We start from the raw sequence: 11,689 nt of genomic DNA, 5'->3' as shown, positions 1-11,689 counted from the left end.
CCGGTGGGCAAGGCTTGCCGGTTCTTTAGATTCTGATTCCTTCCCCTTCCTCATACAGTTAAGGAAGGGAGGGATGAAGATGAGCGTATCGGAACGTAAATCTTTCGGTTTAGCAATTATACTATGGTTCTTTCTTGGCGGCATTGGAGTACATCGTATTTATGTGAAGGAAAAGGTAAGTGTAATCCTCTGGTATTGGCTCGCTTGTATGGTTACAATCGGCCTTCTTTGGCTAGTAGATGTCTTTCTAATCAAAAAATGGATTGATGAAGCAAATAGGAGATATAAGGCCTCTCTTTAGACAACAATAGGGCTAACCTTAAAGGGTTGGCCCTATTTTACATTGTAGGAAAGTATACATTTCCAGCTGGAAGCCACTTCAGCGCAGGCGGAAATTTTAGGGTTTACAACTCAGAAGAGGAATTCTTTTTCCCCTTTTTAGAATTTCGATTGGCATATTTAGCTACATTCTCACTTGCGAACTCCATTGCCATTTGCCCCCCAGGCAAGCTTTCCTTCGGTGTTTGATTATTTGTTGAAGCTGCATTATAGCCTACTTTTCGTTTAACCATGTATGTTCCCTCCATAAATAAGCTGTATGCTTAGTATAAAGCAAACGGTTCTAACTATGAGTGGCAACTTTTAACGCTCGAAAAAGGAGATGTGATGGGTACAATAATAACAAAAAGCAAAGGAGCATGCATATGAAAGAGACCAAACTTTCTTCGCCCGTTTTAGATGAAACAATCCCCCATCAAGCTGGCTTTCCTTCCTTTAAAGGAACAGGGATTAAGATGGAGCCTCCTTTTGTAAACAAGCTCGGGGTGATCATAGGGGACAGTAAATATAATTCAGAGAATAGCCCGCTCAACCACTGGAGCGAAGATACGGATCCAGCCGTTATGTCCGGAGATGAATGGGTTCATCCAACCAATGATATTGGCTGGATTGCACCGGAGAACCAAGAATTGCTTGAGAAGGAACGAAGCCCAAAGCAAAGCAACAATGACGATGTATTTATGCATCCTGAGCGTGGGATAAACGATTAAAAAGTAAAGAAAACTCGCCGATTTGGCGAGTTTTCTTCATTATTGGGAACGTTTTTCAAGCCAATCCCCAATTGTCGGATACGTTTGCTTAACAGCTGTACCTCCGTATACGATAGACACATGACCTGTAGGGATGGAAACGTATTCTTTATCTGTGCTGGAAATATGCTCAAGCAATGCTTCTACCTGACAAGGAAGCGCAATGTGATCACGCTGCGCTGAAAGATTTAGCACATTTGCTTTAATATTTTCAAGCTTTACCTGTTGACCGCGAATAACAAGCTCGCCTTTTACCAATTTGTTGTTTTGGTAAAATTCGCGAATCCATTGACGATAAGCTTCACCTGGGAACGGTGTACCATCGCCTACCCACTTTTGCATAAGCTTCCAGCTTTCTACAAAGCGTTGGTTGTCAGAGCGGTCAAATAAACTTACGTAAGGTCCAGCGAAGTTTGTAATCGGCTTTAGCATCTTATTTCCAAAATCGATCATTTCTGCTGGAATATTACCTAAAGTATCTACTGCTTTATCAAGATTGAAGTAGCGCTCATCAAGCACAACACCATATAAGCCAGTATCAGAGAAGTCAAATGGACTTGTCATAAATACTAGATTACGAATTGGCATATGTGGGTGCAAAGCAGCATAGATGGATGTCATAGTTCCGCCCATGCAGTAGCCAAGAAGAGAGATATCCTCCGCTCCGGAAACCCGTAGTACCTTTTTAACTGCTTTCCCAATATAGTCCATAACAAAGTCGTCGAATTTCAAGTGGCTGTCCTCAGGTCCGAATGTACCCCAATCGAGCAAGTATACATCAAAACCGCGGTCCACCAAATATTCGACGAGACTGCTGCCAGGTGTTAGGTCCATTATATAAGGTTTGTTAATTAACGCATAAATGAGCAGGAGAGGCGTTGCATGAGTGTTCTCTTGCTTGCGAACATAACGATATAGTTTTGCTTTATTTTTTGTCCAAATCACTTCTTTAGGGGTAAGCCCAACCTGCGGCTCTGGTTCGCGATATAGAACCTCACTTGCTCGCTTGAAGCGATTATATGAATTTTTATATTCCTCAGGATAAAAATCGAGCTGTTTTTCCCACTCGGTTAACATGGATGCCATTTCGGTTTCCTCCTTCTTTTTAAAAGAAGGTGCATGTATACCATGCACCTTCGAACATACCGAAAATTACATGTACAAGCCGCCGTTAATATTCAATTGCTGTCCTGTTACATATGCACCGTCACGGCATAGGTATAGAACACCATTTGCGATTTCTTCGGCTGATCCTAAGCGTTTTTTCGGGATTTTAGCAACGATTTGATCTAAAACGTTTTGTGGAATTTCCGCAACCATATCTGTCTCAATAAATCCAGGGCAAATTGCGTTAACAGTTACATTCGTTCTTGCAAGCTCAAGAGCTAATGATTTCGTAAAGCCAATCATACCCGCTTTAGCAGCAGAGTAATTCGTTTGTCCGAATCCTCCAGTTTGACCAATAATTGAGGAAATATTGATGATTCGGCCGTTATCAGACTCCGCTATGTAAGGAAGCGCTGCGCTGACCGTGTTGTAAACACTGCTTAGGTTAACGTCAATTACTTGATCCCAGTCCTCGCGGCTAAGCTTCTTGAATGAACGGTCTCTTGTGATACCCGCATTGTTAACAAGGAAGTCTACTCTGCCATAGCGTTGTACAGTTTCCTCTACAAGACGCTTAGCATCTTCTAATTTAGAAACGTCAGCTTGGCATGCATAAGCTTCAGATCCTTGCTCTGCTAATGCGTTTACAAGCTCATCAGCAGCTGTCGCACTGCTGTTATAATTGATGACGACTTTTACCCCTTGTTTAGCAAGCGCCTCCGTAATCGATTTGCCGATTCCTTTTGCGCCACCTGTAACGATTGCTACTTTGCCATCTAACTGAACCATTTCAATTTCCCCCTAAAATATGATATAGCATAGTTTGTATAGAATAAAAAGCTTATTGCTTCTCTTCTCTAGATGTTTTCGACGCAGCTGCTACTAATTCCTGCTGCTTTTGCAAATATTCTAAAACTTGGTCAATTTTATTTTCAAGGAGGCGGATATCTTGCTTCACCTTCGTAATATCACGCTTTGCTCCAGGAGCTTGTTCCATATTTTCTAATTTATCTTCCAAAAATTCCTCAATGTTATCAACTTTGTTTTCTAGATTGATAATTAAAGATGCAATTCTTGCAACATCCTCTTGTGTTGGAACATTCATCTTCTCTAGATATCCTTTTGTGATATCATTCAGCATTTTTTGGTAAAACAAATTCAAATCCAGAACACTTCCAGTCCATGCGGAGTACTCCTCAGACTTTAGTGTTTCATTTAGCGTTTTCCCCCAAAACTTCTCTGTTTGGTCGTATACTTCCTTCCAAGCCTTCAATGGGTCAAACTTTTGATCGATCACATTATCACACCCCTTTGGAATTAACGTGAAAACTATTCAGTATATCCTATATTTTGTAACATTTAGAAGAAACGTGCAACCCTTTTTTTATTTTTCGGACTTTTTATTTTTTTTTACTGTTTCGACCTTTTATTTTTTTTTTATTTTTCGGACTTTTTATTGACAACAAAAACAGGTAGGTGTAAATTACAGGTAGATGAGAAAAAATTCCTATTTTTGTATTTGTTTACGAGGTGATGCCACTATGAACAGTAAGGAACCTGAACACAATGAGCTTCTAGAGGAACCTCAAGCGAAAGTATCAAATGCTCTTCCAAAAAATTTTTTAGTGCCTTTTTTGCTTCTATGTTTAAAAGATTGGAGTCTTCACGGCTACAAACTCATTCAAATGCTGATGGATATTGGCTTTTCTTCTATTGACCAAGGCAACGTGTATCGAACGCTGCGCAAACTGGAAAAAGAAAAGTTAATTTCATCAACATGGGATACGAGTGAGGGCGGACCAGCCAAACGAATTTATTCTCTAACAGAATACGGAGAAAAATATTTGGAATCTTGCGTTAACTCGTTTGAGCAATATCAAAAAATGCTAGGCACATTTTTTACATTGTACACAAATGCTTTTTTCCCCTTCTCCTCATCTGGAAGTAAGGAAACAAAGCAACCACCTTCATCAGGTGATTCTGCAGAGTAGTCTGCATTCACAAATATGCAAATAAATATCGGAGGTCAAGTCATGGAAATGAAACCGTACGAAATCATGGATGCATTTTGGAAAAATTGGACTCAATCGCTCTCTATGTTCTCTAACGCTGGAAAACAAATGGAGCATCTTACTTTAGAAACAATGAAGCAACAGCAAGAAACGCTTCAGAAGATGGAAGAAGCAGTAAGAACGATGGAGCAAGAGATGAAACAATACTCTGCTCAACTGAATGCTCAATATACAGGTTATGTGAAGCAATTAGGAGGCAATCCATTTACTCCACAAATCGAAGAATGGCAAGGAAAATGGAATGAGTTTGCTCAGCAAATGCAGCAATTCTCTATCTCTCCTGCAAAAGCTTCTGTATCTTTCCTTTCACAAGCAAGTGGACAGTTGGAAGACACAGTGAAACAATTAGTTGCGCAAAATCAAAATCAGCGTGAGGAAATCCAAAAGCAGATGAATGGTTTTCTTGAGGAATTAAAGGGCATGCAATTGGATTTAGTAAAAAAATTCGAAGAAGGCTCTAAAACTCTATTCACTGCAGTAAAATAATTATATAGCGACTTCTTGCTGTCAAAGGAGCTCGTCTGTCTGGTGAACCGCTATCATCCTTCCGGCTTTATTACACTGGTAACTAAAAAGGAGGATAATATGAACCTTTTTCAAGAAGCACAAGTTGTTCCTGAGCGTGCCTATGGAGAGATTCAGATTGGGGAGCAGGCTTCTCTTACGAAAACGATCACAGACGAAGACATTCAAGCATTTGCAAAGCTTACCGGAGACGTAAATCCAGTTCACTTACTTGATTCGTTCGCACAAACAACGATGTTTAAAGAGCGCATTGCACACGGTATGCTCGTGGCTAGCCTTATCTCGGCCGTTTTAGGCACAAAGCTCCCGGGAAAAAACACGATTTATTTGTCGCAAAACGTATCCTTTAAGGCGCCTGTGAAAATCGGCGATACAGTGACCGTGATTGCAGAAGTCGTGCAAAAACGCGATGATAAAAAAATTATGACACTCGAAACCAATGTCTATAACCAGCATAAAAAGCTTGTTGTAGCAGGTTCAGCAGTTGTTATGAAAATGGAGTAGCTAGCTTATGGCTGCTCTTTTTTCTTTTCCTTTTCATCCAAGAACTGCTATACCCTCCTGCTACTTCCGAGTATGTCCCCTGCAAAACAGCACACTCTAATAACACCAGCTTACGAAAGCTGGAATACAGACAACAAAGGAGTAGTGCACAATGCCTAATAGAAATCAACTTCTTGTTCCAGGCTGTGAACAAGCTTTGGATCAATTCAAATACGAAATTGCAAGTGAATTTGGTGTAAATCTCGGTTCCGATTCAGCTTCTCGTTCTAACGGTTCTGTTGGAGGAGAAATTACAAAGCGTTTAGTCGCTCTTGCGCAACAACAATTACGCGGATAATTTCATAACAATGGCTGAAGGAGGATGGAAATTTCCATCCTCCTTGCTTTTTGTCTATACGTCCCACAATAAAGAAAACTCGCTGATTGGTGAGACGTTAGGCGAAGACAGAAGCGTAGTTGCCCTTACACTTTGTTCCTAAAATTTCTCACTACGTCGAGTGATCTCCCTGCCAGAAATTTATGCTTTCTTAAAGGGCAATGAAAAACACGCGGTTCTAAACAAATATTCTATGCACCCGCTGTCTTTCTTATAGCAATGCTATTTATGGAAGCAGCAAAAAATAATATCCCAGTACATTCGGTTCAAAGAAGTAGGATATAATCGTTCCCAGCGCAATAAATGGTCCAAACGGAATTGCTGATTGACGCTTCATTGCTCCAGCTATGATCCCCCCTACTCCAAAAACAGTCCCTAAAAACGAGGCCAGGAAAAAAGCGAGGAGCACACCTTTTATTCCTAGGATAAAGCCAAGCAGCGCAAAAAGCTTTACATCTCCCCCGCCTATCCCGCCTTTGCTCAATATCGCTATCATGAATAAAAAGAAGAAGCTAATACATGCTCCTGCTATCCCGCTCCACCAAGGCTGAAGGGGAACAAATATACGCTCTATTACAAACACTGGAAGGAAAAATAATAAAATCTTATTAGGAATCAGCATATAGCCTAAATCAGAAGCTACGATAACCGTGAGGAGCGCTAACAAGGTCCAAGCGACAATCGTTTCACCGCTCCAGCCGAATAACTGAAATGCTAAAACGAACAGCAAACCGTGAATTAGCTCTAGAGATGGATATAAGAGAGGAATTCGTACATCACAGCTACGGCATTTCCCTTTTTGCCATATGTACGAACAAACAGGAATGAGTTCCCGGATTCTAATTGTCCGTAAGCAGGACGGACAAAAGGAACGAGGATGGATAATAGATTGTCCTGCGGGGATACGCAGACCAACAACATTATAAAAGGAGCCAAGAACAAGACCGACAAGAAACAAATACACAATTAAACCAATCATGCATCCCGCCTTTTTCATTTATTTTACAGAACAAAAAGAGTACAAAGCGCCCCTTTTGTTCCATTGTATACAAAGAAGGGGAAAATGCAAGGGAAATTCTGGGCATCAACGCTTGTTGATTAGGAGGCTTTTATTGATTAAGTTCTGGATATATGTGCCAAACTACAAACAGGCATATTTGAAAAGGAGATGTGTGATGTTTAAAAAAACGGCAGGCGAAAAATTGATTGATTTATTAATTGAATGGGGGGTTGACCATATCTATGGTATGCCCGGAGATTCCATCAATTCCATTATTGAACCTCTTCGTAAAAAACAAGATAAAATCAAGTTTATTCAAGTGAGACATGAAGAAGCAGGGGCTTTGGCTGCGGCTTCATATGCAAAATTAACTGGGAAACTGGGGGTATGCATGGCTATTGCCGGCCCTGGTGCCATTCATTTATTGAATGGATTATATGATGCTAAGCTTGATAAGGTGCCAGTGCTGGCCATTACAGGACAAATAGAATCAGATTTAATCGGAACGGATTTCTTTCAGGAAGTAAACCTGGAAAGGATGTTTGATGATGTGGCAGTCTACAATCAGCGAATTATGTCTGCTGAACAGCTTCCAGCTGTTGTCAACCAAGCTATTCGAACTGCTTACACGAAAAAAGGAGTGGCTGTGCTTACTGTTCCTGATGACATTCCCCGCTTTGAAGTAGAAGCAGAAGCACGCATAACATCCAGTCTTGTCGTAAAGCAAGAAATTCTTCCGTCTACAGAGGATCTTCAGCAAGCTAAGGAAGTTTTAGAGAATGCTGAGAGTCCCGTCATCCTTGCAGGCAGAGGTGTACACGGCGTACGTGAAACGCTGTTAGCATTTGCTGAGCACATTGCAGCTCCTATTGTTTTGACTCTGCCAGGAAAAGGGGCTATTCCCGATGAACACCCATACTGCTTAGGCGGCTTAGGATTAATTGGCACAAAGGCCGCTTATGAAGCGATGCAGGAGACAGATACTCTCATCATGATAGGAACTTCTTATCCGTTTACCGGGTTTTTGCCGAAAAAGGCGAAAACTATTCATATTGATATTGATCCTGCACAAATCGGAAAACGCTATCCGGTCGATGTCGGTTTGGCTGGAGAGGCGGGAAAAACATTAGAATGGCTTTCGCAGCATGTGAGTCGCAATGATAATCGCACTTTCTTAGAACGAAGTCAAGAAAGAATGCAAAAGTGGTGGGATCGTCTAAACCGTCAAGAGGATGATGAATCGGTTCCAATTAAACCACAGCGTGTGATACATGCTTTGCAGCAAGTTGCTCATGATGACGCCGTATTATCTGTAGATGTCGGAAATGTTACCGTTTGGGCGGCACGACACTTCCGTATGACCAATCAGCAGTTTATCATCTCAAGCTGGCTTGCGACTCTCGGCTGCGGACTGCCTGGCGCGATTGCAGGAAAGATTGCCTATCCAAAAAAGCAGGTATTTGCTATTTGCGGTGACGGGGGATTTGCTATGACAATGGCGGACTTTGTTACTGCAGTAAAATACGATTTGCCAATCATAGTCATTGTGCTGAACAACCATAAGATTGCAATGATTAAGTTCGAACAAGAAGTGATGGGAAATATCGAGTTTGGAACAGATTTATGCAATCCTAACTTTGCTGATTACGCTAATATTTGCGGCGGGGTAGGATATCGAGTTGAAAAGCCGGAGGAACTTCTGCCGGCGCTGCAAAAGGCCGTTCAGCAAAACAAGCCGTGCATTATAGATGTTATAGTAGATGTACAGGAAGCGCCGATGCCAGCAAAAATTACATTTGCACAAGCAGCGGGATATAGTAAGCATATGTTCAAGGAGCTATTTGAGGAAGGAAAACTCGACCTGCCCCCTTTATAAGAGAGGGAGGCTGCTTCGTATAGTTAGATTCTGTTCTATGTAATACATATAACCCCCTCCTCTTTCTATCGTAAAGAGGAGGGGGGTTCAACAGTCTGAAAGAAGCTCGCCGATTGGCGAGTTTCTTTACACAACGATATAATATGCTTTTAACGGACCATGTACACCGACGACGAGATTCATCTCAATATCGGCAGAGTTGCTCGGGCCGGAAATGAAGTTAATACAGGAAGCGACCGTTTCTCCCTGCTCCACGCGTTCCTGCAGGCTGTGCACGGCCTGTGTAATGCGCGGCACGAGCGTTTCACGAGGAATAATTACAACGTAAATCGTTGGCAAGAAATGCAATGCGCGCCCCTGCCCTTTATGTGCTTGCACAACAATTGTCCCGGATTCTGCCAGCGCATAATCACTAAATACAATTCCGAAATTAGCTTGTTCTGCAAACGCATGGTTCTCCTCGCGGCCTTTCTCCGCATCCCAAGCCTGCACCTTCATCCCTTGGCTTGGTAATTCTGTCGTCAACAGCTGCTCCAAGCCATATGCAGCAAAACGTGCATCCTGTGATGTAATAATAGGTCCCCCGCCGTTTTCAGTAATCACTTGCTTCAGCACAGAAGCCAGATTTTCTTTTGTAGCTTCCAAAACAGTCGTATGAATTTTATTACAGTGCTCTCGGAATGCGTGCAGCAATTCTTCCTGTGTAAATCCCTTCATGACTTCCTCATTCACATCATGCTTCCATGCTGGACGCGTCACACCGCTTGTGCGTCGCTCGCGTCCGAGCTGCTTTGCTAGATTGTCTAAAAATGCCTCACGATTTTGAACAGTTCCTTGCATTAATGATTTCCTCCTTTCTTATGATCTTTGTACCAATCACGAAAGCGCTCCTTGCTTGGCGCTGGGAATTCGCGAATATCCGTCCAGTTTTTCAGCGGACCGACCCCTTTAGATACGCGGCCTCCAGACGTGATTGGCATCATCGCAGTTGGTGCGATTTTTGTGCCTAATTTATACAATGCAGCGGAGGAAGCACCCATTTCAAACATTTTCATAGCCAGCTTTTCTGCTAGCGGGGCACGCCCTTCCTTCTCAACAATCACCTGACGATGCTTGAGCAACAGCTCATGCAGCGGAATTTTTACCGGACAAGCGTCTGTACATGCCCCACAAAGGCTCGATGCATAAGGCAGCTCCTTATAGTCATCGTATCCGCCTAACAGCGGGGATAAGACAGCGCCAATTGGTCCTGGGTAAATGGAGCCGTATGAGTGGCCGCCGATATGACGGTATACAGGACAGACATTAATGCATGCGGCACAACGGATACATTGCAGCACCTGACGAAATTCTGACCCTAAAATTTCCGAACGGCCATTATCTACGATCACAAGATGGAATTCCTCTGGACCGTCTGCTTCCCCTTCATGCTTTGGACCGACTGCTGTAATATAGCTTGTCAGCTTCTGCCCTACTGCACTGCGACACAGCAATCCGACTAATACATCCAGCTCCTCCATAGTCGGAACAAGACGCTCCATTCCCATCACGGCGATCTGTGTTTTTGGAATCGCTGTGACAAGGTCAGCATTTCCTTCATTCGTGACTAAACAAATAGATCCTGTATTCGCAACCGCAAAGTTACAGCCAGTTACACCGATTTCTGCTTCGACAAACTTTTGGCGAAGAATTTTGCGGACAAACTTCGTCATCTCATATGGATCTTCTGTTTGTTCGTAGCCTAGCTTTTTTTCAAATACATCACGGATTTGTTCTTTTGTCATATGAAGTGCCGGCGCCACGATATGAGATGGCGGCTCATGGTCGTCGACCTGAAGAATGTATTCGCCAAGGTCACTCTCTACAACCTCACAGCCAATGCTTTCTAACGCCTTGTTCATCTCGATTTCTTCCGTAACCATCGACTTTGATTTCACAACTTTTTTCGCTTGCTTTTGTTTCGCTACATCTTGAATATACTGAGCCGCTTCTTCCTTTGTTTTTGCAAAAAATACGTGACCGCCTCGCTGCATCACGCTTTCGCTTAGCTGCATTAAATAATAATCTAAGTTCTCAAGCGTATGCTGGCGAATTTGTTCTCCGAGATCACGCCATTTCTCCCAATCTCCTAGTTCATCCGCAGCCGTTAAACGACGTGTATACAGCCGCTCCTGCGCAGCGGAAACCGCACCGCGCATTGTAGAATCCTGAATCCCTTCACCTACACGTTCATTAAACTTTTTATCGCTAATTTTCATGCTCATTGTTCATTTCCCCCTTATCGGCTGTTTAATACTTCCGCAATGTGAAGCACCTTTACTTCTTTTCCTAAACGTTCAATGCGTCCCCCAATATTCATTAAACAGCCGCAATCCGCTCCAATTAAATAATCCGCTCCTGTTTGTTCCACGCTTTGCACCTTTTCATCGACCATCTGCTCGGAAATTTGCATCATTTTGACAGAGAATGTTCCACCGAAGCCGCAGCAATTTTGCGCATTTGGCAAATTCTCAACCTCCAAACCCTTTACGTTGGAAAGTAATGTAAAAGGAGCTTCCTTCACGCCAAGCAAGCGCGTCATATGGCATGATGTATGGTATGTCGCCTTCCCATCTAAGCGCGCACCGACATCAGTTACTTGTAATACTTCTACAATAAATTGCGTGAGTTCGTACGTTTTTTCCGCAAGCCGCTTTGCCCGTCCTTCCCACTCAGCATCTCCGTGAAAAATGTGCGGATACTCCTGAAACATTGTAGCGCAGGAACCAGATGGCGTAACGATATATTCCGCATTTTCAAATGTGCGAATCATATTTTTCGCCACTTCCTTTGCTTCTGATACATATCCGCTATTATAAGCTGGCTGCCCGCAGCATACTTGCGATTCTGGAAACTCGATCTCGCAGCCCAGACGTTCAAGCAGTTCTACTGTTGCTTTTCCGACGTTCGGCTGAAATGTATCAATTAGACATGTAACAAACAATGTAACCTTCATTCTATCTCTCTCCTCTTCCGTAACACCGTCTTTTTAATTATCAGGTCATCTGATGACTTGGTAAAAAAGAAATGAATATCCTCTTCTGGAATATTCCCTTTTCTCCTGAACATGAAAAAAACGAAAGCGTTTGCTTATTATTCTAA

The 11,689-nt window shown here is 42.6% G+C and carries 15 protein-coding genes; 7 read left to right on the top strand and 8 right to left on the bottom strand.

The annotated features are described in order from the left end of the window. Nucleotides 1-79: 79 nt before the first annotated feature. Nucleotides 80-301, top strand: coding sequence for an NINE protein (locus EP737_RS10835; protein ID WP_165350755.1), 222 nt, complete (start codon nucleotides 80-82; stop codon nucleotides 299-301). A gap of 103 nt (nucleotides 302-404) precedes the next feature. On the opposite strand, the gene EP737_RS25535 is transcribed toward EP737_RS10835, so the two are convergent. Then, nucleotides 405-572: a hypothetical protein gene (locus EP737_RS25535; RefSeq protein ID WP_165350754.1), complete on the bottom strand. Its 168-nt coding sequence runs from the start codon at nucleotides 570-572 to the stop codon at nucleotides 405-407. Nucleotides 573-704: 132 nt separating this feature from the next. Here EP737_RS25535 and EP737_RS10830 point away from each other — a divergent pair, with 132 nt between their 5' ends. Continuing rightward, nucleotides 705-1,049, top strand: coding sequence for a DUF3905 domain-containing protein (locus EP737_RS10830; protein WP_425455879.1), 345 nt, complete (start codon nucleotides 705-707; stop codon nucleotides 1,047-1,049). Nucleotides 1,050-1,088: 39 nt separating this feature from the next. Here the strand turns inward: EP737_RS10830 and phaC are convergent, their stop codons facing one another. From phaC to phaR, 3 genes are all read right to left on the bottom strand, one after another. Next, entirely contained in the window at nucleotides 1,089-2,174 is a 1,086-nt protein-coding gene (phaC, locus tag EP737_RS10825; protein ID WP_129727986.1) for a class III poly(R)-hydroxyalkanoic acid synthase subunit PhaC, read from the bottom strand. Nucleotides 2,175-2,240: 66 nt separating this feature from the next. After that, complete coding sequence (locus tag EP737_RS10820; RefSeq protein WP_129727985.1) at nucleotides 2,241-2,984, bottom strand: 3-oxoacyl-ACP reductase; 744 nt, start codon at nucleotides 2,982-2,984, stop codon at nucleotides 2,241-2,243. Between the two features lie 52 nt (nucleotides 2,985-3,036). Further along, complete coding sequence (gene phaR, locus EP737_RS10815) at nucleotides 3,037-3,492, bottom strand: polyhydroxyalkanoic acid synthase subunit PhaR (protein WP_129727984.1); 456 nt, start codon at nucleotides 3,490-3,492, stop codon at nucleotides 3,037-3,039. A gap of 244 nt (nucleotides 3,493-3,736) precedes the next feature. Here phaR and phaQ point away from each other — a divergent pair, with 244 nt between their 5' ends. The 4 genes from phaQ (at nucleotide 3,737) to EP737_RS10795 (ending at nucleotide 5,633) form a co-directional block, all read left to right on the top strand. Further along, complete coding sequence (gene phaQ, locus EP737_RS10810; protein WP_129727983.1) at nucleotides 3,737-4,186, top strand: poly-beta-hydroxybutyrate-responsive repressor; 450 nt, start codon at nucleotides 3,737-3,739, stop codon at nucleotides 4,184-4,186. A 42-nt stretch (nucleotides 4,187-4,228) separates the two neighbouring features. Next, the gene (gene phaP, locus EP737_RS10805; protein ID WP_129727982.1) at nucleotides 4,229-4,753 is read left to right on the top strand and encodes a polyhydroxyalkanoic acid inclusion protein PhaP; all 525 of its coding nucleotides are present in this window, start codon (nucleotides 4,229-4,231) and stop codon (nucleotides 4,751-4,753) included. Nucleotides 4,754-4,852: 99 nt separating this feature from the next. Then, nucleotides 4,853-5,296 carry a MaoC family dehydratase gene (locus EP737_RS10800; RefSeq protein WP_129727981.1) on the top strand — a complete coding sequence of 148 codons (444 nt, stop codon included), beginning with the start codon at nucleotides 4,853-4,855 and terminating at the stop codon, nucleotides 5,294-5,296. Nucleotides 5,297-5,447: 151 nt separating this feature from the next. Next, nucleotides 5,448-5,633: an alpha/beta-type small acid-soluble spore protein gene (locus tag EP737_RS10795; protein ID WP_129727980.1), complete on the top strand. Its 186-nt coding sequence runs from the start codon at nucleotides 5,448-5,450 to the stop codon at nucleotides 5,631-5,633. Nucleotides 5,634-5,898: 265 nt separating this feature from the next. Here the strand turns inward: EP737_RS10795 and EP737_RS10790 are convergent, their stop codons facing one another. Beyond that, nucleotides 5,899-6,669 carry a prepilin peptidase gene (locus tag EP737_RS10790; protein WP_246040225.1) on the bottom strand — a complete coding sequence of 257 codons (771 nt, stop codon included), beginning with the start codon at nucleotides 6,667-6,669 and terminating at the stop codon, nucleotides 5,899-5,901. A gap of 178 nt (nucleotides 6,670-6,847) precedes the next feature. Here EP737_RS10790 and EP737_RS10785 point away from each other — a divergent pair, with 178 nt between their 5' ends. After that, on the top strand, nucleotides 6,848-8,548 hold the full coding sequence (locus tag EP737_RS10785) for a pyruvate oxidase (RefSeq protein ID WP_129727978.1): 1,701 nt from the start codon (nucleotides 6,848-6,850) through the stop codon (nucleotides 8,546-8,548). A gap of 126 nt (nucleotides 8,549-8,674) precedes the next feature. On the opposite strand, the gene EP737_RS10780 is transcribed toward EP737_RS10785, so the two are convergent. From EP737_RS10780 to EP737_RS10770, 3 genes are read right to left on the bottom strand one after another with little or no spacing between them, the layout of a single operon-like run. Continuing rightward, nucleotides 8,675-9,388, bottom strand: coding sequence for a LutC/YkgG family protein (locus EP737_RS10780; RefSeq protein ID WP_129727977.1), 714 nt, complete (start codon nucleotides 9,386-9,388; stop codon nucleotides 8,675-8,677). Continuing rightward, nucleotides 9,388-10,812, bottom strand: a complete 1,425-nt coding sequence (locus EP737_RS10775; protein WP_129727976.1) for a LutB/LldF family L-lactate oxidation iron-sulfur protein — start codon at nucleotides 10,810-10,812, stop codon at nucleotides 9,388-9,390. The genes EP737_RS10780 and EP737_RS10775 overlap by 1 nt, the downstream gene beginning before the upstream one ends. Before the next feature lie 14 nt (nucleotides 10,813-10,826). Beyond that, complete coding sequence (locus EP737_RS10770) at nucleotides 10,827-11,543, bottom strand: (Fe-S)-binding protein (RefSeq protein ID WP_129727975.1); 717 nt, start codon at nucleotides 11,541-11,543, stop codon at nucleotides 10,827-10,829. Nucleotides 11,544-11,689: the final 146 nt, after the last annotated feature.

The sequence above is a fragment of the Ectobacillus funiculus genome, assembly GCF_004138295.1.
Classification (GTDB): domain Bacteria; phylum Bacillota; class Bacilli; order Bacillales; family Bacillaceae_G; genus Ectobacillus; species Ectobacillus funiculus.
The sequence above is the reverse complement of the archived record's forward strand: the minus strand, read 5'-3'. Positions and strand labels throughout refer to the sequence as shown.